22 protein-coding genes are annotated in these 22,109 nt (G+C 70.4%); 10 read left to right on the top strand and 12 right to left on the bottom strand.

Annotated features, from left to right (window positions below; translation table 11 throughout):
* Positions 1-6: 6 nt before the first annotated feature.
* From ASF96_RS02255 to ASF96_RS02240, 4 genes are all read right to left on the bottom strand, one after another.
* Positions 7-666, bottom strand: a complete 660-nt coding sequence (locus ASF96_RS02255) for a hypothetical protein (RefSeq protein WP_055935536.1) — start codon at positions 664-666, stop codon at positions 7-9.
* A gap of 110 nt (positions 667-776) precedes the next feature.
* Complete coding sequence (locus tag ASF96_RS02250; protein WP_055935534.1) at positions 777-1,232, bottom strand: MarR family winged helix-turn-helix transcriptional regulator; 456 nt, start codon at positions 1,230-1,232, stop codon at positions 777-779.
* Positions 1,229-1,639 carry an EVE domain-containing protein gene (locus tag ASF96_RS02245; protein ID WP_055935532.1) on the bottom strand — a complete coding sequence of 137 codons (411 nt, stop codon included), beginning with the start codon at positions 1,637-1,639 and terminating at the stop codon, positions 1,229-1,231. The genes ASF96_RS02250 and ASF96_RS02245 overlap by 4 nt, the downstream gene beginning before the upstream one ends.
* Positions 1,636-2,055 (bottom strand): SRPBCC family protein, encoded by a 420-nt coding sequence (locus ASF96_RS02240; protein ID WP_055935530.1) that lies wholly within the window; start codon positions 2,053-2,055, stop codon positions 1,636-1,638. The genes ASF96_RS02245 and ASF96_RS02240 overlap by 4 nt, the downstream gene beginning before the upstream one ends.
* A 114-nt stretch (positions 2,056-2,169) precedes the next feature.
* On the opposite strand from ASF96_RS02240, the gene ASF96_RS02235 reads away from it, so the two are divergent.
* Positions 2,170-2,796, top strand: a complete 627-nt coding sequence (locus ASF96_RS02235; protein WP_055935528.1) for a class I SAM-dependent methyltransferase — start codon at positions 2,170-2,172, stop codon at positions 2,794-2,796.
* A 195-nt stretch (positions 2,797-2,991) separates the two neighbouring features.
* Here ASF96_RS02235 and ASF96_RS02230 read toward each other — a convergent pair whose 3' ends face one another.
* The 3 genes from ASF96_RS02230 to ASF96_RS02220 all read right to left on the bottom strand — a co-directional run bounded on the left by ASF96_RS02230 (position 2,992) and on the right by ASF96_RS02220 (position 7,233).
* Positions 2,992-4,548: an MFS transporter gene (locus ASF96_RS02230; protein ID WP_055935526.1), complete on the bottom strand. Its 1,557-nt coding sequence runs from the start codon at positions 4,546-4,548 to the stop codon at positions 2,992-2,994.
* Positions 4,545-5,168, bottom strand: a complete 624-nt coding sequence (locus ASF96_RS02225) for a PadR family transcriptional regulator (protein ID WP_055935524.1) — start codon at positions 5,166-5,168, stop codon at positions 4,545-4,547. The genes ASF96_RS02230 and ASF96_RS02225 overlap by 4 nt, the downstream gene beginning before the upstream one ends.
* Positions 5,169-5,505: 337 nt before the next feature.
* Positions 5,506-7,233 carry a BCCT family transporter gene (locus tag ASF96_RS02220; RefSeq protein WP_055935522.1) on the bottom strand — a complete coding sequence of 576 codons (1,728 nt, stop codon included), beginning with the start codon at positions 7,231-7,233 and terminating at the stop codon, positions 5,506-5,508.
* Positions 7,234-7,311: 78 nt separating this feature from the next.
* Here ASF96_RS02220 and ASF96_RS02215 point away from each other — a divergent pair, with 78 nt between their 5' ends.
* The 7 genes from ASF96_RS02215 (at position 7,312) to ASF96_RS02185 (ending at position 14,843) form a co-directional block, all read left to right on the top strand.
* On the top strand, positions 7,312-8,274 hold the full coding sequence (locus ASF96_RS02215; RefSeq protein WP_055935520.1) for a phosphoribosylaminoimidazolesuccinocarboxamide synthase: 963 nt from the start codon (positions 7,312-7,314) through the stop codon (positions 8,272-8,274).
* Between the two features lie 113 nt (positions 8,275-8,387).
* Positions 8,388-9,725, top strand: coding sequence for a uracil-xanthine permease family protein (locus ASF96_RS02210; protein WP_055935518.1), 1,338 nt, complete (start codon positions 8,388-8,390; stop codon positions 9,723-9,725).
* Positions 9,726-10,251: 526 nt separating this feature from the next.
* Positions 10,252-10,449 carry a hypothetical protein gene (locus tag ASF96_RS02205; protein ID WP_156458681.1) on the top strand — a complete coding sequence of 66 codons (198 nt, stop codon included), beginning with the start codon at positions 10,252-10,254 and terminating at the stop codon, positions 10,447-10,449.
* Between the two features lie 125 nt (positions 10,450-10,574).
* Positions 10,575-11,903 carry a Na+/H+ antiporter NhaA gene (gene nhaA / locus ASF96_RS02200; protein ID WP_055935516.1) on the top strand — a complete coding sequence of 443 codons (1,329 nt, stop codon included), beginning with the start codon at positions 10,575-10,577 and terminating at the stop codon, positions 11,901-11,903.
* A 192-nt stretch (positions 11,904-12,095) separates the two neighbouring features.
* On the top strand, positions 12,096-13,451 hold the full coding sequence (locus ASF96_RS02195; protein ID WP_055935514.1) for an MFS transporter: 1,356 nt from the start codon (positions 12,096-12,098) through the stop codon (positions 13,449-13,451).
* 95 nt (positions 13,452-13,546) lie between these two features.
* Positions 13,547-14,059 (top strand): VOC family protein, encoded by a 513-nt coding sequence (locus ASF96_RS02190; protein WP_055935512.1) that lies wholly within the window; start codon positions 13,547-13,549, stop codon positions 14,057-14,059.
* Positions 14,052-14,843 carry a MerR family transcriptional regulator gene (locus ASF96_RS02185; RefSeq protein WP_082509237.1) on the top strand — a complete coding sequence of 264 codons (792 nt, stop codon included), beginning with the start codon at positions 14,052-14,054 and terminating at the stop codon, positions 14,841-14,843. Before ASF96_RS02190 ends, ASF96_RS02185 begins: the two co-directional genes overlap by 8 nt.
* Positions 14,844-14,861: 18 nt before the next feature.
* Here the strand turns inward: ASF96_RS02185 and ASF96_RS02180 are convergent, their stop codons facing one another.
* Genes ASF96_RS02180 through ASF96_RS02160 form a run of 5 tightly spaced genes read right to left on the bottom strand, consistent with a single transcriptional unit; the run spans position 14,862 to position 20,702 of the window.
* Positions 14,862-15,875: a LacI family DNA-binding transcriptional regulator gene (locus ASF96_RS02180; protein ID WP_055831966.1), complete on the bottom strand. Its 1,014-nt coding sequence runs from the start codon at positions 15,873-15,875 to the stop codon at positions 14,862-14,864.
* Positions 15,876-15,907: 32 nt separating this feature from the next.
* On the bottom strand, positions 15,908-17,362 hold the full coding sequence (locus ASF96_RS02175) for a glycoside hydrolase family 1 protein (RefSeq protein WP_055935509.1): 1,455 nt from the start codon (positions 17,360-17,362) through the stop codon (positions 15,908-15,910).
* 29 nt (positions 17,363-17,391) lie between these two features.
* Positions 17,392-18,291 carry a carbohydrate ABC transporter permease gene (locus tag ASF96_RS02170; RefSeq protein ID WP_055831968.1) on the bottom strand — a complete coding sequence of 300 codons (900 nt, stop codon included), beginning with the start codon at positions 18,289-18,291 and terminating at the stop codon, positions 17,392-17,394.
* Positions 18,288-19,364, bottom strand: a complete 1,077-nt coding sequence (locus ASF96_RS02165; protein WP_055935507.1) for a carbohydrate ABC transporter permease — start codon at positions 19,362-19,364, stop codon at positions 18,288-18,290. Before ASF96_RS02165 ends, ASF96_RS02170 begins: the two co-directional genes overlap by 4 nt.
* Before the next feature lie 60 nt (positions 19,365-19,424).
* Positions 19,425-20,702, bottom strand: a complete 1,278-nt coding sequence (locus ASF96_RS02160) for an ABC transporter substrate-binding protein (protein ID WP_055831970.1) — start codon at positions 20,700-20,702, stop codon at positions 19,425-19,427.
* Between the two features lie 282 nt (positions 20,703-20,984).
* On the opposite strand from ASF96_RS02160, the gene purS reads away from it, so the two are divergent.
* Both purS and purQ read left to right on the top strand, forming a co-directional pair.
* Positions 20,985-21,233 carry a phosphoribosylformylglycinamidine synthase subunit PurS gene (gene purS, locus ASF96_RS02155; RefSeq protein ID WP_022878640.1) on the top strand — a complete coding sequence of 83 codons (249 nt, stop codon included), beginning with the start codon at positions 20,985-20,987 and terminating at the stop codon, positions 21,231-21,233.
* Positions 21,230-21,937, top strand: a complete 708-nt coding sequence (purQ, locus tag ASF96_RS02150; protein WP_055935506.1) for a phosphoribosylformylglycinamidine synthase subunit PurQ — start codon at positions 21,230-21,232, stop codon at positions 21,935-21,937. The genes purS and purQ overlap by 4 nt, the downstream gene beginning before the upstream one ends.
* Positions 21,938-22,109: the final 172 nt, after the last annotated feature.

The raw sequence follows: 22,109 nt of genomic DNA, 5'->3' as shown, positions 1-22,109 counted from the left end.
AGAACGCTACTTCGCCGCCGCGACCGTCGACCGGAAGATCACGAGCCCCGCGACGATCTGCGCGCCGGTGGAGACGAAGTACATCGCGTTCGACAGCGCCTCGATGGTGCTCACGTTGAGGACGACGCCGAGCGCGAAGCCGACCAGAGCCAGCACCAGGACGGCCCCGCGTGCCGCGCCCGTCAGAACCCCGGCGCGGACGATGACGATGCCGCCGACCAGCAGGGCGACGCCCTGCACGGCGCTCATGGCGAACAGGAACGCCATCGCCCCGTCGGTGAACACGGCGGACGGCAGCAGGTAGGCCGTGACGAGGTACATGCTCTGGTTCGTGAGGAACAGAGCTCCGAACCCGAGAAGCGCGACCTTGCCCACGAGAGACGAGCCGACGGCGCCCTCTCCGTCTCCCCGGCCCAGCGCGAGCGGGACCATCGCCGCGACATGGGCGAGCGTGCTCGCGAGGAAGAACACCCAGAAGGCGGTCGCCGGCCCGGATTCGGTGGCGACGTCGGCGGTGAGCTCGACGGCGGTCGCCGCGGTGAGCAGCACCCCGCCGACGACGATCAGGATGCCGGCGGTTCGGGCCCACCGCGGGCGGGTGCCGGTCGTCGCGGCGTCGCTCTCGACGGCGGTGCGGGTGGCGGAGTGCGGGGCAGAGATGGTCATGGATGCTCCTGCGAGTGACCGGGATCGGACGGCGGCTCGTTTTGACTATAGCGGCGTATAACTGAATATGGAACCGCCCGCCACGACGCACCGACGATCGCGTCGCGGCCTCAGGACTGCAGCCGGCGCAGGACGTCGGCCAGATGACCGGCGAGCGGCCTCGGATCGCCCGCCCGCTCCCCGAACGCCGCCTCGTCCACCTCTTCGACGGCATGGTTGGCCGCCCGCGCCCGCTCGCGCCCCTCGGCGGTCGCACGCACACGGATGGCGCGGCGGTCCGCGGCATCCGGATGCCGTTCGACGAGACCGCGCTCGGCGAGCGCTCGGACCACTTGCGACACCATCATCGGGTCGGCGCCCGCGCGGTGGCTCAACTCGGCCTGGGTCATTCCGTCGGCGGTGTCACCCCACGTCAGCACCGCCAGCAGAACGAACTGCACGTGCGTGAGCTCGTGCGGGGAGAGCGCTCGACGGATCGCGGCCTGCCAGCGATTCGTCACCTGCCACAGCAAGAACCCGGGACTCACGTCGCCGGTCGGGAAGCGGCTGTCGAGGGGATTCGTCATCTCTCGATCATCGCGTGCTCGATGAGGTCGGCGTCGGCCTGCGCGATCTCGATGAGACCGCGCCGAAGCTGATACCCCCAGTTCGGCTCGGCGGTCAGAGCGAGCCGGCCCCGCAGATCGGCGACGGCGACGGGGCGCGCCGGTCGATACGTCACCGCCCGACGGAACGGACGGAAGTCCCCCTCGTCGGCCTGCCAGACCTCCCCCTCGTCCACGCGTCCGATCGCGGTGAACTCCCGCAGCTTCGCGGCGTCACCGAGGCGGTGCACCGGCGAGTAATAGACGAGCGTGTCGCCCGGCCGCATGCGGGCGAGCCCGGGGCGTTTGCCGTGGCCGATCTGCGCGATGCCGAGCGCGACACCGCGCGCGACATGTTCCGCCGACGCGACGCCGATCCAGGCGGTCATCGGCCTTCCACCACGGCGACGAGTCGGTCGAGATCGGCGGGAACCGACTGCTCGAAGCCCGCGAACGCGGTGCGCGCCCACAGCCCCGACAGCGGACCGTCGATCGTCACCTCGGCCGTGACACGAGACCCCTCGGCGGTGGGCACAGCGCTGTGACGGAACACGAGTCGGGCTCCCGGCATCCGCGTGACATCGGTGTAGACACGGTCGGTCTCGAGCTCGGAGACGACGAATCGCACGCGCGGCCCGCCCTGGGGCTTCAGGATGCCACGGCTGCCCTGCCGAACCGGGTGCGCGATACGCACCCACTCGGTGTCGGGCGACCATGCTCGCCACGTGTCGTGGTCGACCCACCGGGCGAAGAAGGCGGCGGGGGCAGCGGAGGATTCACGGACGGCGGAGGCGAGTATGCGCATGCATTTAGTATGCGCGCATACTACTTGGAGAGCAAGCCGCTCTCGGCGCCGCCACGTACGCCCCTCACCGTCGCCGTCTGGCATGGACGTCCCCTCGCCACTAGCGTGTGGGCCATGGTCGACAGGGATGCCCTGGCTCGCGCGATGACAGCGCCGAGCGTCGCGTACGCATCCCGCGCCGACGAGTACATCGATCTGCTCGGGTCGATGGATGCCGTGCACCCGGTCGACCGGCGAGTCGTCGAGGTGTGGGCGGACACCGTCGAGGGCATCGTGCTCGACGCCGGGTGCGGCCCTGGGCACTGGACGGCACATCTGGCCGACCGGGGCCTCGACGCGCGGGGAGTCGACCTGGTGCCGCGCTTCGTCGCGCACGCGCGAGCGCAGCACCCCGGCGTCCGGTTCGACCTCGGTTCGATCGACGCCCTCGCCGATGCTGACGGCGCGTTCGGCGGCATCCTGTCGTGGTTCTCGACGATCCATCACGACCCGGTGGCGATCGAGGTTCCGCTGCGCGAATTCGCTCGGACGCTCCGACCAGGAGGGCGCCTGCTGCTCGGCTTCTTCGTCGCCGACACGGTCGAGCCCTTCGACCATGCCGTCGTGCGCGCCTATCGATGGGCGGTCGATGAGCTCTCACTCCGGATGCATGCCGCGGGCTTCGACGTGGTCGAACTGCACACGCGTGAGACGACCGGCGAGCGGCCGGTGGGTGCGCTCGCGGGCGTGCGGCGGTCGTGACGTCACCCGAACGCGTCACCGCCGCTGAACCGTGCCCAGCGGAGGACGCGTGACGAGCGGAGGACCGCCGGACCGGCATCCGTCCTCCCTCCGCCCCAGCTCCTCCCCTCGTCACCGCCGCGAGCGCCCGAACCCTGAGCGCGAACGACGAACGCCGCCGCCCCACGGGGGACGACGGCGTTCGCGCGTCGGACGTTACTCGCCCGCGACGGCCGGAGCGGCCTGCGCCTGCGTGGCCGGCTCGGCCTCGCGCGGGGCACCGTGCGGGCGGATCATCGACGGGCGACGCATGAACAGCACGGCGACCAGGCCGACCGCGATCACGATGATCGGCAGCAGCAGCGATTGCCCCATCGCCGCGGAGAAGCCATCGATCACCTGCGGCGGAAGCGTGCCGCCGCCGAAGCTCGCCCCGGCATCCGCGGCCCCCGGCAGGTTCGCCTCGAGACGCGCCTGCATGAACGCGGCGATGGATGCCGAGCCGATCACCGAGCCGACGGTGCGCGTGGTGTTGTAGATGCCGGCGCCGGCACCCGCCTGGCGCGGCGGCAGGTTGCGCGTCGCGGTGGTGGCCAGAGGACCCCACATGCCGGCGTTGCCGATGCCCATGAACGCGGCGGGGATGAGGAAGGCCCAGATCGGCGCGTCGTTCAGGATGAGCGCGGCGTAGAGCCCGAGCGAGCCCCCGACGAGCAGCAGACCGGGGACGAGCAGGAATCGCGGGTCGGTCCGGTCGAGCAGCTTGCCCGCGAAGGGCGCGAGCACGCCCGACAGGATCGCCAGCGGGATGAGCAGCAGCGCCGACTCGGTCGGGGTGAGGCCACGGGCGAGCTGCAGGTAGAACATCTGCGGCAACGCCATGCTCGTCACGGTGAAACCGACCGCGGCGATGGCGAGGTTCGCGATCGAGAAGTTGCGCTCCCGGAACAGTTCGAGCGGCACGAGGGGTTCGCCCTTGCTGCGCGCCTGCGTCCAGATGAACACGCCCATCACGGCCACACCGGCGACGACCATCGCCCAGATCCACGCCGCCCACGAGTAGTGCTCGCCCTCTTGCAGGCCGAACACGATGAGGAACAGACCGACGGCGCTCAGCACGACGCCGAGGATGTCGAACCTGTGCGCGGTGCGCGGCAGCTGGGGCACCAGAATGACCGCGGCGATGAAGCCGATGATGCCGACGGGGATGTTGATGAAGAAGATCCACTCCCACCCGAGGCCGTCGACGAGCAGGCCACCGGCCAGCGGGCCGACGAGGGTGGCGACACCGGCGGTCGCTCCCCACAGACCCATGGCGGCGCCGCGATTCTGCGCCGGGAAGGTACGGGTGATGACGGCCATCGTCTGGGGCGTCATGAGGGCGGCGCCCAGACCCTGCACGGCGCGAGCGACGATCAGCATCTCGAGCGAGGGGGCCAGCCCGCACGCGAGCGAGGCGAGGGTGAAGATCGCGAGGCCCGTGAGGTAGACGTTCTTCGGGCCGAAGCGGTCGCCGAGACGGCCGGTGATGAGCAGCGGCACGGCATAGGTGAGCAGGTAGGCCGAGGTGACCCACACGACGTTGTCGAGGTTGTTGGTGTCGGGGTCGAGGGCGGCCTTGATGGCGGGGTTCGCCACCGAGACGATCGTGGTGTCGACCAGGATCATGAAGAACCCGATGACCAGCGCCCAGAGGGCGGGCCAGGGGCTGCGTTCGGTGCGGGTGGATCCCGTACGGGTGGATGCCGTGGAGGCGGCGCGGGAGTCGGTCATGGGGTGGTCTCCTTTGAGACGCGGTGCTTCTTCTTGATGTGTTCGGGGATTTCGGCGATGCCCCAGGCGAGGGAGCGGTCGGCGAGACGCGCACGCAGGGAGTCCTGCCACGCGAGTTCGGCGTCGAGCAGAGCGGACTGCCGCTGCAGCTCGACGAGGAATTGTTCGGGGGTCTCAGACGTGGCGGCCTTGTCGAGACCGGCGCGATGCTCGTCGACCGAGGAGAGGAGCAGGCCGCGGCGTCGGTCGAGCAGGGCCATGACCTCGTCGCGCGGGAGGTTGTGGGCCTCCGACAGCGCGACGCGGAAGTCACTGGCCCGGTCGATCTGGGGGAGCTCGGCGCGCACCCACTGCTCGACGGCCCGGCGCCCGGCATCCCGCAGCGTGTAGGTGGTGCGCTCGGGGCGGTTGCCGTCGCGATCGACGCCGACCTCGGCGAGCAGGCCGTCGCGTTCGAGGCGGGCGACCGCGTGGTAGATCGTGCCCTTCTGCAGGGGGACGAGGCGGTCGTCGCCCCGCTCCTTGAGCAAGCGCACCATCTCGTAGGGGTGCATGTCGGCCTCGCGCAGGGTGGCGAGGATCATGACCGCGATCGGGGTGAGGCGGGGCTGTTCCGGCATCCGTCCCCCTCATGGTCCGTGTCGACTAGTCCACGTGGACTATACGCCTCCGCTGGGCGTGACGCGAGCCGCGGGTTGAACGTTGAGTGTCCAGAACACGCCGCAGTCGGGGCGCTCCATGCGGCGCGTCTTGGACACTCAACGGGCTCGCGAGCGCGGCGACTCACGCGCGCTTGCCGGGGAGCGGGGAGCACGTGCCGGGGAGCGGGGAGCGCGTGCCGGGGAGCGGGGAGCGCGGAGCGGGCCAGGATGCCGCGACGCGACACGCGAATGTCCACGACACCCGGGCCGCGTGGCGCGGCATCCGGGAGTCGTGGACATTGGGCGGGACCGCGCCCTACGACTCCGGCGACGCCGGAGCGTCCGAGTCGGGAGCCGAGGCGGTGACCGACTTACGCGGACGCCAGCGCGCCGGCAGGCCGAAGATGCCCCGTTGGTTGGGCTCCTCGACCTCGAGGCCGTAGTGCTCGCCGATCGAGTCGCGCAAGTGCGCGCGCTCGGCCTTGTCGTACGCCTTCATCTCACGGCGGAACGCCACGACCGTGGCCCAGCAGATCGCCAGCAGCACGACGCTGAACGGCAGCGCGATGCTGATCGCCGCCGTCTGCAGCGCGGTGAGACCGCCGGCCAGCAGCAGGGCGAACGCGATCAGCGAGGTCGCCAGGGTGAAGAAGATGCGCACCCACCGCTTGGGCTCCTCTTCGCCGCCCGTCGCGATCATGCCCATCACCAGCGCGCCCGAGTCGGCCGAGGTGACGAAGAAGATCCCGATGAGCACGAGGAAGCCGATCGCCAGGAACACGGTGCCGGGAATGCCCTCGAGCATCTGGAACAGCGCGGTCGAGACGTTCACCGAGCCGTCGGAACCGAGCAGCGACACGCTGCCGGTGAGCTCGCCGTAGATCGCGGTGCCACCGAGCACGGTGAACCACAGGATGCCGACGAGCGTGGGCACCAGGATCACGCCGGTGACGAACTCGCGCACCGTGCGGCCGCGCGAGATGCGCGCGATGAAGATCCCCACGAAGGGGGCCCACGAGATCCACCAGCCCCAATAGAACGAGGTCCAGGTCCCCTGCCAGGCGACCCCGTCTTCACCGGAATAGGCGCTGGTCGTGAACGACAGCCCGACGAAGTTCTGGATGTAGTTGCCGATCGACTGCACCACGTCGCGCAGCAGGAACTCGGTGGGACCGGCGAACAGCAGGTACAGCATGAGCGCGCCGGCGAGCACGAGGTTGATGTTCGACAGCCACTTCATGCCCTTGCCGACGCCCGAGAGCACCGAGAACAGCACGAAGCCGGTGATGATGCCGACGATGATGGCCTCGCTGATCGCCGACGGCGCCACGATGCCCAGATAGTCCAGGCCGGCACTGATCTGGATGACGCCCAGACCCAGCGATGTCGCCACACCGAAGAGCGTGCCGACCAGGGCCGCCACGTCGACGGCGTTGCCCCAGGCGCCCTGCACGAGGCGCGCCCCGAGGATCGGCTCCAGCGCCCAGCGGATGGTGCGCGGGCGCTTCCGGCGGTGGAACGCGTAGGCGAGGGCGAGGCCGATGACGACGTAGATCGACCAGGCGTGCACGCCCCAGTGCAGGAACGTCTGCGACATCGCCTGCTGGGCGAGCTGGTTCGGGGTCCCCTCCACGCCCGGGCGGGGCTGGGCGAAGTGGCTGAGCGGCTCGCTCACGCCGTAGAACACCAGGCCGATGCCCATTCCCGCCGCGAACAGCAGCGAGAACCACGACATGGTCGAGAACTCGGGCTCGTCGTCGTCCTGGCCGAGCTTGATCGTGCCGAAGCGACTGAAGCCCATCGCGAGGGCGAAGACGACGAAGAACGCCGCGATCAGCACGTAGTACCAGTTGAAGGCCGAGACGATGGTGGTCTGGACGGCGCCGAAGGTGGCTTCGGCCGCGTGGGGGAAGAGCATGGCGAAGGCGATGAACGCCAGAGCGATGCCGGCGGCGGGCCAGAAGACCCAGCCGCGAATGGTCTTGTGGCGACTACCCAGGTGTGGGTCGATGTTCACCGCGGTGTCGGGGGCTGCCTCGGTCATTCCTCCGAGGGTAGTCAACAGCCGCGCGCGAGCCCGGGGGCGGGCACCGCGAGGCCGCATATGACACAATCCGCGCCGATGAAGAGGCCGCGCCTCCGCAATAATGAGCGTGTGACCACCGCTCCCCCGCTCGAGTTCCCCGGCTGGCGCCACATCTACTCCGGCAAGGTGCGCGATCTCTACGTTCCCGCCGGCACCGCCGACGAGGCCGCCCCGACGCATCTGCTGGTGGTCGCCAGCGACCGCGTGAGCGCCTTCGACCACGTGCTCGCCCCCGGCATCCCCGGCAAGGGCACGCTGCTGACCACGCTCAGCCTGTGGTGGTTCGACCAGCTCGCCGGCGCCGATGGCGGTCGCGGCATCGCGAACCACCTCGCGGCCGACCACGCCCTCGTGGGCGACGAGGCCGTCGAGCTGATCCCGGATGCCGTGCGCGGACGCGCCATGCTCGTGCGCTCCCTCGATATGCAGCCGATCGAATGCGTCGTACGCGGGTACCTCACCGGATCGGGCTGGGCGGAGTACCGCGACTCGGGCACCGTGTGCGGCATCCCGCTGCCCGCCGGCCTGAACGACGGCGACCGCCTGCCGGAGCCGCTGTACACCCCGGCGTTCAAAGCGCCCATGGGCGAGCACGACGAGAACATCACGTTCGAGCGGTCGGTCGAGCTCGTCGGCTCCGACACCGCCGAGGCGCTGCGCGAGCTGTCGCTCGAGATCTACCGCCGCGCCGCCGCCACCGCCGAGGCGCACGGCCTGATCCTCGCCGACACCAAGTTCGAGTTCGGATACGACGCCGACGGCGTGCTGACACTCGCCGACGAGGTGCTGACCTCGGATTCCTCCCGCTACTGGGATGCCGAGGCCTGGCGCACCGGGTCCACCGCGGCCGAGCGCATGGCGAGCTTCGACAAGCAGATCGTGCGCAACTGGCTCGCCGACAACTGGGACAAGCAGGGCGAGCCCCCCGCGCTCCCGGCCGAGATCGTCACCCGCACCCGCGACCGCTACGCCGAACTCCTGCGCCTCCTGACCGCCTGACCCCCTTCCCCCTCGCGAGATCACGCGCTGTCGTCGAGACACCACGACACGACGTGTGACCTCGCCGATGCCGCGTGATCTCGGCATCCGATCACGAACTCACGAGGAGACACATGTTCCGCTGGAAGCTGCACGGAAACGGGCGCACCGTCGCACCGGGAGCGGTCGTCGCACCCGGCGAGCGCCTCAACTGGGGCGCCACGGTCGCGATCGGCCTTCAGCACGTCATCGCGATGTTCGGCGCCACCTTCCTGGTGCCGGTGCTCACCGACTTCCCGGTGTCGACGACGCTGCTGTTCTCGGGCGTCGGCACGCTGCTCTTCCTGCTCGTCACGCGCAACCGCCTCCCCAGCTACCTCGGCTCGTCGTTCGCGTTCATCGCGCCGGTGACCGCGGCCACCGCGACCGCGGGCATGGGTTCCGCCCTCGCGGGCATCGTGGCCGTCGGCATCCTGCTCGCCGCCATTGGCTTCGTCGTGCAGTTCGTCGGCCTCGGGTGGGTCGACAAGGTCATGCCGCCGGTCGTGGCCGGCGCGATCGTGGCCCTCATCGGCTTCAACCTGGCGCCCGTGGCGTGGTCGAACTTCCAGCTCCAGCCGCTGCCCGGCACCATCACGCTGGTCGCCGTCATCCTGTTCAGCGTGTTGTTCCGCGGCTTCCTCGGCCGCATCTCGATCTTCCTCGGCGTGATCGTCGGCTACGTCGCCACGGTGCTCATCCAGGCCGGCACGGGCGAGAAGCTCATCGACTTTGCGGCCGTCGAGGCCGCTCCGTGGGTGGGCTGGCCCGAGTTCCACCTCGCCGACTTCGCCTCGCCGCAGACGTGGTCGGTCATTGCGATGTTCCTTCCCGTGGTGCTGGTGCTCGTGGCCGAGAACGTCGGCCACGTACGCGGGGTCGCCGCCATGACCGATGCCACCGCCAACCGCTCCACCGGCCGCGCCCTCATCGCCGACGGTGTGGCGACGACCATCGCGGGCACGTTCGGCGGCTCGGGCACCACGACGTACGGCGAGAACATCGGCGTCATGGCCGCCACCCGCGTGTACTCCACGGCCGTCTACTGGGTGGCCGGTCTCGCGGCGATCGTGTTGAGCCTGTCGCCCAAGGTGGGCGCGGTGTTCAACACCATTCCGCCGGGCGTGCTCGGTGGTGTCACCACGGCGCTCTACGGCCTGATCGGCATCATCGGCATCAAGATCTGGGTCGACAACCGCGTCGACTTCTCGCGTCCGGTCAACCAGTACACCGGTGCCGTGGCGCTGGTGCTGGCCATCGCCGGCTTCACGATGCAGTTCGGCGACTTCCAGCTCGGGGCCATCGTGCTGGGCTCGGTCGCGGCGCTCGTGATCTACCACCTCGGCAACGCCATCGCCCGAGCGCGCAAGACCGGCGCCGACGACGGCGGCCCGATCCCCGCGGTGGGGCCGCTGGGCGGCGACCCGAGCTGACGCCGGGCGCGCCCCTCGCCGGGCGCCCTCCTCGCCGAGACCGCATCCGTTTGCCGAAACCGCACGCGATTGCCGCCGAAAGGCTGCGGTCTCGACAATCGGATGCGGTCTCGACGGCGCAGGCCGCCCGGGCGCCACGGCGAACCGACCCCCGCCGTCCGGGGCGCGACGGCGGGCCGAACTCCTGATCGGTCACGCGGCCGGGAGCGCTCGTGGGCGGAAACGCCGGCGACGCCCCGAAACTCAGGAGTTCGGCCCATCGGAGCCCCGCCCCGCGCGGGCAGACCCGCGAGCGCGCGCACCGCGCGGGCAGGCCGGCAGCCGGCGTGGCGGGGGTACGCGCACCGGGCGGGCGGACCCGCCTGGCCCCGCTCGCGGGCGGCGGCCGCGGCTGGCGGCGGGGCTCAGCACACCCGCCGCCGTCCCGCAAGCGGGCTCACGCCGCGCACGGGCGTCGATAGCGTCGGGCCTCTCGGCGAGGGTGCCCGACCGGCGCCTCGCCACCGATGACGAGGAAGGCACGATCATGGCATCCGGAACCTCCGACCCCTCGCAGCCCGCGGCGGACGAGAACCTGCACGACGCGCCCGACGACGAGGGCACGCCCAAGCCGGGCGGCCTGGGCGCCGACGGGACCATCCCCAACGATCCCGACGGGGTCGCGGCGGGGCACTCCGCCACCGCCTCGCACTTCAACCCGGAGGAAGACGAGCAGTCCGACTGACCGCTCCTCGCTCGGTGACCGGTGGTGCGGACCGCCGGTCACCGTCGTGCCTGTCGCGTAGAATGGGTGACGGTGCGTCGGGAAGTCTGGTCGACATTCTGTCGACCGACCCCTGAGGGATCCCGATGACCCAGAACGACCTCCGCGCCCCGCGCTGGCCCGGCTACGCCGAAGTGCACCGCGTCACCACGATCCTCCGCCGCGAGTCCGTCGGCGGCCTGCTGCTGGTCATCGCGGCCGTCGTCGCCATCGTGTGGGCCAACTCGCCCGCCTCCGACTCCTATTTCGCGCTGCGCGACTTCCGCTTCGGCTACGAGCCGTGGCACCTCGAACTCAGCGTGGGCGCCTGGGCGGCCGACGGCCTCCTCGCCATCTTCTTCTTCCTCGTGGGCCTCGAGCTCAAACGCGAGATCGTCGTGGGCAGTCTCCGCCGGTTCCAGACGGCCATCGTGCCGGTCACCGCCGCCGTCGCCGGCGTCGCCGTCCCCGCGCTCATCTACATCGCGGTCGTGCACTCCCAGCCGAGCCTGCTCGCCGGCTGGGCCATCCCGACGGCGACCGACATCGCCTTCGCCGTCGCCGTGCTCGCGTTGGTGGGGTCGCACCTCCCGGGTCCGCTGCGCATCTTCCTGCTGACCTTGGCCGTGGTCGACGACCTCATCGCGATCGCCATCATCGCGATCTTCTACACGAGCGACATCGCCCTGCTGCCCCTCGGCGTGTTCGCCGCGCTCGTCGTGGTCTACGGAGTCATCGCCCATCGCGCGCGCGCGTGGTTCGCGCGCACCCCCTGGGCGGCGTGGGTGGTGCTGCTGCCGATCGGTTTTGCGGCGTGGGCATTCCTGCACGCGTCGGGCGTGCACGCCACCATCGCCGGTGTCGCCCTGGCCTTCACGATCCCCGTCGGACCTTCACGGCGGGGGACGAACGCGGGCACCGACCTCGCCGAGCAGTTCGAGCACCGGTTCCGTCCGATCTCGGCCGGCATCGCCGTGCCGATCTTCGCGTTCTTCGCCGCGGGGGTCGCCGTGGGCGGGGGCGACGGCATCGTCCGAGCGCTCAGCGACCCGGTGACCATCGGCGTCGTGGCGGGTCTGGTGCTGGGCAAGCCCCTCGGCATCCTGCTGGGTGTGCGCCTGCTCACGCTCGTCACCCGCGTGCGCCTCGACCCGGCGCTGCGGTGGATCGATCTCGCCGGGGTCGGGTTGCTGGCCGGCATCGGCTTCACCGTCTCGCTGCTGATCGCCGAGCTGAGCTTCCCCGACGGCTCCCCGCACACCGACGACGCCAAGATCGCCATCATGGTCGCCTCGCTCCTCGCCTCGCTCCTGGCGTCGTGCGTGCTGCTCGTCCGCAATCGCCGGTACGCGCAGCTGGCGCGCGACGAAGCGGTGGATGCCGACGGTGACGACGTCGCAGACGTGTACCAGCAGCCGTCGAGCGGCGACCGCTGAGTCCCGACCGCGCGTCGCACGGCGACCGCCGCATCGCGACGGGGAGTCCCCCCGCCCGCGGGCCTCGCCGTGCGCCGGCCTGTGCGATGCATCCATTCCCCTCCTCGGATGCTGTGTCGTGGGCACAGCGGGCCGCGGGTGGCGCCTTCCTAGCCTGGGGAGGTACCGCAAGACACGAGGGAGTGCCTGGACATGGACATCGCGAACGACATCGACGATCGGCAGCTCAACCCGCGGGCGCAGCGTCGCCGGGCGGTGATCGGAAGCTCCGTCGGCACGGTGATCGAGTGGTACGACTTCACCCTGTACGGACTGGCATCCGCTCTGGTCTTCGCGCCGCTGTTCTTCCCCGGCGGCGGTCAATTCGCCGGGCTCCTCGGCGCGTTCGCAACCTTCGCGGTGGGCTTCGGCGCTCGTCCCATCGGCGGCCTCATCTTCGCGCACTTCGGCGATCGCATCGGCCGCAAGGGCACCCTGCTGGCGACCCTGCTCATGATGGGCATCGCCACGACCCTGATCGGTCTGCTCCCCACGGCCGAGTCGATCGGGATCTGGGCTCCGATCCTGCTCATCGTCCTGCGTCTGTTCCAGGGTGCCGGCGCGGGGGCCGAGTTCGCCGGCGCGATGACGATGGCGAGCGAGTCGTCCGAGACGCGCAACCGGGCGTTCATCGCCGGATTCCCGGGCGCCTCCGTCTACCTCGGCATGGCCCTCGCGACGGCGACGTTCGCCCTCATCAGCCTGCTCCCGCTCGAGCAGTTCCAGGCGTGGGGGTGGCGCATCCCGTTCGTGGCCAGCATCGTCATCGTCGCCTTCGCGCTGTACTTCCGCCTGCGCGTGACCGAGACCGCGGCCTTCTCGGCGGCCGAGCGAGACGGCGAGGTGTCACGCGCGCCGCTCGCCACCGCGGTGCGCTCGCACTGGCGCACCCTGCTGGCGGGCATGGCGTTCTTCGTCTTCGCGCTGCCGTGGGTCTACATCGTGCAGACGTTCTCGATCTCGTACACCACGGGCACGTTGGCCGTGAATCCGACGCACGCGCTCATCGCGCTCATCGTCGCCGAGCTGCTGACCATCCCCGCCACGCTCGGGTTCGGTCGTCTCGCCGATCGCATCGGGCGAAAGCCGGTGCTGCTGGCCGCGGCCGTGTTCGCGATCATCTTCGCGTTCCCGATGTTCCTGCTGTTCCAGACCGAGAGCTCCGTTCTGGTGGGCGTCGCCCTCGTGCTCGGCTTGGCCATCGTGCAGGGGGCGACGATCGGCGTCAGCGCCGCGATGCTCGCGGAACTCTTCCCCACCCGCATGCGGTGGAGCGGTATCGCGATCTCGCGTGAGATCCCGGCGGCTCTGGTCGGGGGCACCGCGCCCCTCGTCGCCACCGCGCTCGTCGGCCTCGCCGGCGGGGCACCGTGGTTGGTCGCGGCCTATCTCGTGGGACTCAGCATCATCGGCGTCGTCGGCATCTCGGCTCTGCCCGAGACCCTGCACCGTGAGGAAGTCGACGACGCACCCGCACCCGGGGTCGGGGCCGGCACCGCGCGACGCTGACGTCGACGCTGCCGGGAGGCGGGCCCCGGCAGTGCCGACGACGGCTTCGCGCTCGAGCTTGACCCTCACGCGGCGTCAGGCCCGAGTCTGGGAAAATGAACGGCACCTTCGACGCCTTCGACGTCAGCCCCGTCCCCCCTCCCGGCCCCGCCGCCGTCGCGCCCCCGCTGTACCGCGGCCTCTACGGGATGCCGATGTTCGTCACCGTGCCGACGGCCGATCTCGCAGCCTCCGTCGACTTCTGGACGCGGGGGCTCGGGTTCTTCGAGCTGTTCGGCATTCCGGGGCAGATGGTGCACCTGCGCCGCTGGGCTTTCCAGGACGTGCTGCTGACGGTCGGCGACGCGCCCGCCGTCGCGCCGGCGGCCAGCGTGAGCTTCGCCTGCGTGATCGATCAGATCGGCCCGCTGGTCGAGTCGCTGCGCGCCGTCGGGATCGACGCCGGGCCACGGGACACCCCGTGGAACACCCGCGACGTCGAGGTCATCACACCCGAGAACGCCCGCGTGCTCTTCACCGCCGCGAAGGTCTTCGACCCGACCACCGTGGAGGGGCGCAATCTGCAGGCCGTCGGCATCGGGCGCGACGACAATGAGTCGCATGACTGACCAGGGGATGCCGGTGGGCGAGACGGCCACCCGGCTCGGCCTCACCGTGCGCACTCTGCACCACTGGGACGAGATCGGCCTCGCGCGCCCCGCGGCGCGATCCGCCGCCGGGTACCGCCTCTACACCGACGACGACCTCGAGAGACTGCGCCGCATCGTCGTCTACCGCGAGCTCGGACTCGACCTCGACGCCATCCGCGCCGTGCTCGACGAGCCCGGCGGCGACGTCGCGTCGCAGCTGCGGGTGCAGCGCGCCCAGCTCACCCGGCGCATCGCGCAGCTGCGCGACCTCGACGACGATCTGCAGCGCATGATCGCGGCACAGGAACACGGCATCCTGCTCTCCGACGAGGAGCAGCGCGAGACGTTCGGCCCGGGGTGGAACACCGCGTGGCCCGCCCAGGCGCGCGAGGCGTACGGCGCATCGGCGCAGTGGCAGCAGTACGCCGAGCGTTCCGCCTCGCGCACGGCCGGTGACTGGGCGGCCGTGACCGAGACGGTCGCGACGTTCGACGCCGAGCTCGGCGCCGCGGTCGATGCGGGAGCGGTGCCCGGAGACGCCACCGCGAACGCGCTCGTGGAACGCCACCGCGAGGTCTTCTCGCAGTACTTCCCGATCACCCGGCAGATGCAGGTGCACCTCGGGCGCATGTACGCCGCCGATCCGCGCTTCGCGCACCATTACGACGCCGTGCGGCCGGGCCTCTCGACCTGGCTCCGCGACGCCATCGAGGCGAGCGCTCGCGCGCACGGGATCGATCCCGACACGGCGGCCTGGGAGTGACGGCCGATCGCGAGAGTCTCAGGCCGAGTCGCGCTCGATGACCTCGGTGGGCAGGATCGTCGCGTGCGCCGCGGGGCGCCCGGCGAGGATGTCGAGCAGAACGGATGCCATGTGCCGCCCCTGCGTCAATGACGGCTGACGCACGGTGGTCAGCGCCGGGCGCAACGCCGTCGACACGGCGGAGTCGTCGAACCCGATGACGGCGAGGTCGCGCCCGGCCTCGAGCCCCTTGTCTCGCAGTGCCGCGTAGGCGCCGCGGGCCATCAGGTCGCTGGCGACGAAGAGCGCGTCGGGCAGCGGGCCCGCCGACAGGATGCGGCTCATCGCCAGCGCGCCGCCCATCTCGGTGAAGTCGCCGTCCTCGATCGCCGCGGGCTCGACGCCCGCTTCGCCGAGCGCGTCGCGGAAACCCTGCAGGCGGTCGATCGCGGCGGGCATGTCGAGCGGGCCCGAGATCGTGCCGATGCGGCGGTGACCGCGCGCCAGCAGATAGGCGGTGGCGACGCGACCGCCCTCCACGTTGTCGACGTCGACGTAGTAGTCGTCGGCGCGCACGCGGGCCGGGCGCCCGCCGTAAACGACGGGCACGACGTCGGCCACGCGGTCGAGGAAGGTGTCGCTGGTGTGGTGCGAGGCCACGATCGCCCCGTCGACGCTGCCGCCGCGCAGGTACGCCAGCGCCTTGGCGCTGGCGTCGTCGCTGGCGATCAGCATGTTCATGATGTAGTCCGACTCGCCGACCACCTCGCCGATGCCGGCGACGATCGAGGCGAAGAACGGGTCTCCGAAGAAGCGTTCCGTCTGCTCGGGGATGACGAGGGCGATGGCCCGGGTCTGCCGACTGGCGAGGGAGCGCGCCGCGCGATTGGGGACGTACTGCAGTTCGTCGATCGCGCGGCGCACGGCTTCGAGGGCGGCCGGGGAGACGGCGGTGGAACCGTTGACCACGCGCGACACGGTCGAGCGCGACACACCGGCCCGCGCCGCGACCTCTTCGATCGTGGCGGTGCCCCGCACGGGTGCGAGTTCCATCGCGTTGCCTCCTCGACCCCCTCGCGCGCGGCCTACACCGCGGGTGCGGTGACCAGTGCGCGCTCGGCGATGATGCGAGCGTACTGCCGGCCGGAGTCCTTCACCGTGCGCTCCTGCGTCTGGTAGTCGACGTAGACGATGCCGAAGCGCTTCTCGTATCCCCAGGCCCACTCGAAGTTGTCCATGAGCGACCAGTAGAAGTAGCCGCGCACATCGACGCCCTTGTCCACGGCATCCAGAACCGCGCCCAGGTGGGCCTCGACGAACTCCACGCGCTCGGTGTCGTGCACGCGCGCCTCGTCGCCGTCGGTGACCAGCTCGTCGTCGTAGGAGGCGCCGTTCTCGGTGACGTACAGGGCGACGCCGGCCTCGGCCGAGTACTCCTCGCTGACCCGCTCGAGCAGCCGGGTGAGCCCCTCGGGCTGCACCTCCCAGTGCATGTTGGTGCGCGCGAGGCCGCGGTCGTGCCAGTACAGGTTCTCGTGGGCCGGGAACGGCTTTCCGATGGGACGCGTGGTGGGCGCGTCCCCGGCGGGCGGGTCGACCTCGGGCGGCGTGCCGCCGACGAACTCCCCGTGGTAGTAGTTCACACCGAGCGAGTCGATCGGCGTCGAGATGATGTCGAGGTCACCGGGGCGGACGGCCTCCTGCCAGCGGGCCACGGCCGCGGCATCGGTGTCGCGGAAGTCCCGGATGATGTCGGCGGGGTACTCGCCACGGAACACGGGGTCGAGGAACCAGCGGTTGAACTGTCCGTCGACGCGACGCGCGGCGTCGAGGTCGGCGGGATCGGCCGGATCCACGGCATCCGCGACCGTCAGGTTGAGGGTGAGGCCGAGGTTGAGCGACGAGTCGCGCGCACGGAGCTCGCGCACCGTCTGCCCGTGGGCGAGCAGCAGGTGGTGGGCGGCGAGCATGCCCTCGGCCTGCGAGTAGTGGCCGGGAGCGTGCGCGCCGGCGGTGTAGCTCAGGAACGACGAGCACCACGGCTCGTTGAGGGTCGTCCAGACGTCGACGCGGTCGCCGAGGGCGTCGTGCATGTCGAGCGCGTACTCGGTGAAGCGTTCGCTGGTCTCGCGCACCGTCCACCCACCGCGGTCTTCCAGCGCCTGCGGGAGGTCCCAGTGGTACAGCGTCAGCCAGGGAAGGATGCCGGCACCGAGCAGTTCGTCGACGAGACGCTTGTAGAAGTCGACGCCCTTCGCGTTCACCGGGCCCCCGTCGGGGCGCACGCGCGCCCACGACGTCGAGAAGCGGTAGGTCTGCAGTCCGAGGCTCTTCATCATCTGCACGTCACCGGCGTAGCGGTGGTAGTGATCGCACGCCACGTCGCCGTTGTCGGCGTTGATGACGGCGTCGGGGACGCGACTGAAGGCGTCCCAGATCGACGCGGCGCGGCCGTCTTCGAAGGCCGCCCCTTCGATCTGATAGGCCGCGGTCGCGGCGCCGAAGAGGAAGCCCTCGGGAAAGGCTCGGGTATCGGACATGGTTCGGGTTCCTTCCGTGGGCGCGAGGGTCATCCCTTCACCGCCCCTTGCATGATGCCACTCACGAGCTGCTTGCCGGCGAAGACGAACAGCAGCAGCAGCGGGATCGTCGACAGCAGCACTCCCGCCAGAACGATGGAGTAGTCGACGAAGTAGTTGGACTGCAGCAGCGACAGGGCCACCGGCAGCGTGGGGTTCTGGCGGTCGAGCACGATGAACGGCCAGAAGAAGTTGTTCCACGCGGTGACGAAGGTGAACAGCGCCAGCATCGCGGCGGCAGGCCGTGCGGCCGGAACCCCCACGGTGAGGAAGGTGCGGAACGAGCTCGCGCCGTCGACGCGGGCGGCCTCGATGAGTTCGTCGGGCACGGCCTGACGCAGGTACTGCGTCATCCAGAACACCCCGAACGCACTCGTCAGCGCGGGCACGATGATCGCGCCGATCTGGCCCGTCCATCCCATCTCGCTGAAGAGGATGTACAGCGGCACGACCCCGAGCTGCGTGGGAACGGCCATCGTCGCCACGACGAACAACAGCAGCCAGGGGCCGCCGCGGAACTTCAGCTTCGCGAACGCCCAGCCCGCGAGCGTCGAGAAGAAGACGACGGATGCCGCGATCACGGCCGAGCTGAAGATGGAGTTCCACAGCCCCGCCCAGAAGTTGACGGCGGGGTTGCCGAGCACCGCGGCGGCGTTGACGAAGAAGTTGCCGCCCGGGATCCACGACAGCTCGGGGTTGCGGATGGTCGCCGAGTCGCCCGAACCGATCAGGAGAGCCCAGTAGTAGGGCACGAGGGCGGCGAGCAGCACGACGCCGAGGCTGGCGTAGACGAACCACCCGGGCCGGGAGCCGCGGACGGCGCGCGGGCGCCGACGCGCGGGCTTCGGGTCGGCTGCCCCGGTGACGGGGCTGGTGTCGATGACGCTCATGAGCGGGCGACCTTTCCGGTCGATTCGGCGAGCCGCTGCTTCGCGGCACGGGCGGCGACGCGACGCTGCGCGCGGCTGAGACCGTCGCGTGAGCCCTCGTCGCGCACGAGGGAGCGACTGATGAAGAGGTTGACCGCACCGATCGCGAGGATGATGAGGAAGAGGATCCACGCCAGTGCCGCGGCGCGGCCGAAGTTCCACTCGCCCCAGCCGAGGTTGTAGAGGTACAACGAGATCGTCAGCCACTGGTTGTCGGAGCCACCGGTGCCCGACTGGTCGAACATGCGCGGCTCGTCGAAGATCTGCAGGCCGCCGATCGTCGAGGTGATGATGACGAAGATCAGGGTGGGCTTGAGGCTCGGCAGCGTGATCGAGAAGAACTGGCGGATCTTGCCGGCCCCGTCGACGGTCGCCGCCTCGTAGTACTCGCGCGGCACCGCCTGCATGGCGGCCAGCAGGATGAGGGTGTTGTACCCGGTCCAGCGGAAGTTGACCATCGTGGCGATGGCGATGTGACTGGCGAACGCGTCGGAGTGCCACCCGACCCCGGGCAGGCCGATCCGGCCGAGCAGGGTGTTGATGATGCCGTACTGGTCGCCGAACATGTTGCTGAAGATCAGCGCCACGGCCACGGGGGCCATGACGTACGGCACGAGCACGCCCATGCGCCACAGGGTCTTCGCCCGGATGTTCTGATCGAGCATCGCCGCGATGAACACCGCGAACAGCAGCTGCGGAACGGTCGAGAGCACGAAGATGCTGAAGGTGTTGCGCAGGGCGTCCCAGAAGGCGGGCTGCGAGAGCACGTAGGCGTACTGGTCGAAGCCGACGAACGTCCCCGAGCCGCGGATCTGGTCCCAGTCCATGAAAGAGATGACGCCCGTGTACAGGATCGGGAAGAGGCCCGTGACGATGAAGAGCAGGAAGAAGGGCGAGATGTAGAGGTAGGGCGAGAGTTTGAGGTCCCACGCGCTGAGCTTCGAGCCGAAGCCGACACGTCGGGGGGAACGGGCGGGGGGACCGTCGGCGGCGGAGGCCGCGGGGGTCACGGGGGGCTGCAGTGTCGTGGTCACGAGGTTCCTTCCGGGAGCACGGGCCGGACGCGGAGCGTCCGGCCCGTGATCGAGGCGAGATCAGCCGATGGCGTCCACCTGCGAGACCCACTGGTCCCACGAGGTCTGTGCGTCCTGCGTGTTGCTCTCGACGCGGGTCAGCGCCTTCTGCATCGCGTCGTTGACCTGGAAGTAGTACTCGCCCTTGAACGGCGTCACGCTGACCGCCTCGGCGCGCTTCGTGAAGATCTCGCCGATGGGGGCGTCACCGAAGTAGGCGTTGGTGCTCGCGAGCAGCTCGGGCGCCTTCAGCGCGTCGACCTGGCTCGGGAAGGTGCCCGCCTGCTGGAAGAACTTCACCTGCTGCTCGGGCGAGGTCAGCCAGTCGGCGAGGGCCTGGGCCTCGGCGACGTGGGCGCCGTTGCCGGGAACGGTCAGGTACGACCCGCCCCAGTTGCCGCCGCCGTTGGGGAACGTGTCGGCGATCTTCCAGCCCGCCACCTCGGGGGCGTTGCCCTCGATCTGCGTCAGCATCCAGCCGGGGCAGGACAGCGTCGCGAAGGCGCCGTTCGCCATGCCGGCGTACCAGTCGGTCGACCACTGCTCGAAGTGCGCCGACTGCGTCTTGGCGGCGTCGAGGGTCATGCCGTAGATCTTCTTGACGTCGGGGTTGGTGGTGGCGGTGATCTCGCCCGAGTCGGGGTTCTCGTAGGCCGCTTCGACCTGGTTGATCATGCCCTGGTAGACGCTGCCGGCCGAGTCGAAGAACGGCTTGCCGGTGGCGGCGACGTACTTGTCGCCCATCTCGAAGTAGGTCGACCAGTCGCCCTCGAGGGCGGCGGCCACCTCGGCCGGGTCGGAGGGGAGCCCGGCCGCTTCGAACAGGTCGGCGCGGTAGCAGATGGCCTCGGGGCCGATGTCGGTGCCGTACCCGATCAGGTTGCCGGAGGCATCGGTGGCGGCCTTGACCTTCCAGTCCAGCCAGCGGCTCTGCAGGTCCTGGGGAACGGGTGCCAGCAGGTCGGAGTACTTCATGACCTCGGGCAGCCAGTCGACCTCGATGGCTTCGATGTCCGCCAGGCCCGACTTGCCGAGCTTCTGGAAGTAGTTGGCGCGGGCGTCGTTCGACTTGGCCGCGCGGTTGTGCACGATCTTCACGTTCGGGTGCTCGGCCGTGTAGGCGTTGAGCAGCTCGTCGGTGTAGCCGAAGTCGTTGAACGTGGCGACGGTGAGGGTCACCTCTTCGTCACCGCCGCCCGCGGCGGTTCCCCCGCCACCGGAGCAACCGGCGAGCACGAGGGCGGAGGTGGAGGCGACGGCGGCGATGAGCGCGGTCCGGCGCAGGGCACGAGAATTCACAGATCACTCCTTTGTGGTGGGTGCTGACCGGTAGCGCTGGTGTTCCCCCGCAACCTCACGTGGGAGCGCTCTCAACCGATCGAGGTCGACAATATGGGATCGCTCCCACGCCGTCAAGGGAGCGCTCCCACATTCCTCGCGGTCCGGCCGGGAGCCGACGACCCCGAACTCGGTCAACCCGATGCGATCTCCGCGCGCGCGGTCGCTCCGCGCGAGGCGGGGATGCCGCGCCCGAGCGTCGTAGACTGGCATCCACAACGCCACCCGACTTCTGGAGCTGCAGTGCCCACCATCGTCGTCGACGTCATGCCCAAGGCCGAGCTTCTCGACCCGCAGGGGAAGGCCGTCGCCGGCGCCCTGTCGCGGCTCGGCGAGAACCGCTTCTCGGACGTGCGCATCGGAAAGCGCTTCGAACTCACCGTCGAGGGAGAGGTCGACGAGGCCACCCTCGCCCGCGCCCGCGAGCTGGCCGACGAGATGCTCTCGAACGCGGTCATCGAAGACGTCGTGAACATCGAGGTCGTCGAGTGACGGCTCGCATCGGGGTCATCACGTTCCCCGGCTCGCTCGACGATCGCGACGCGCAGCGCGCCATCCGCCTCGCGGGCGGCGAGCCCGTCGCCCTCTGGCACGGCGAGCACGACCTGCGGGGCGTCGACGCCCTCGTGCTGCCCGGCGGCTTCTCCTACGGCGACTATCTGCGCGCCGGGGCCATCGCCGCCTTCGCGCCGATCATGGCCGAGGTCAAAGACGCCGCGGCCAAGGGCATGCCGGTGCTCGGCATCTGCAACGGCTTCCAGATGCTCGTCGAGGCGCACCTGCTGCCCGGCGGCCTCATCCGCAACGCCCACCAGCAGTTCATCCGCCGCGACCAGCGCCTGCGCGTCGAGAACGCCTCGACCGCGTGGACCAGCGACTTCACCGAGGGCGACGAGATCGTCATCCCGCTGAAGAACGCCGACGGCGGCTACATCGCCGACGCCGAGACCCTGGCGCGCGTGAACGGCGAGGGCCTGGTGGCGTTCCGCTACGTGGGCGTGAACCCCAACGGCTCGCTCGACGACATCGCCGGCCTCACCAACGAGCGCGGCAACGTCGTGGGCCTCATGCCGCACCCCGAGCACGCGGTGGAGCCCGGCTTCGGCCCCGGCACCGACGTCGCGATGCGTTCGGGCGTCGACGGACTCGGCTTCTTCACCTCGGCCATGGCCGCCGTGGTGGGCGCCGCAGCCTGACACCCGGCGGGCCGCCGGGTCCCGGATGCCCGCCTCGGCCGTGACGTGCGGAGGGCCGGGGACGAGCGGAGGGCCTTGCGCCGCCCAGCGCCCTCCCGCGGCCCCTCGCCCTCCGTTGGTCATCGCGCTCCCCCATCCTCCCGCGGCCTATCGCCCTCCGCTCCTCACCGCG

Origin of the sequence: Microbacterium sp. Leaf179 (genome assembly GCF_001423785.1) — a bacterium.
Classification (GTDB): domain Bacteria; phylum Actinomycetota; class Actinomycetes; order Actinomycetales; family Microbacteriaceae; genus Microbacterium.
The sequence above is the reverse complement of the archived record's forward strand: the minus strand, read 5'-3'. Positions and strand labels throughout refer to the sequence as shown.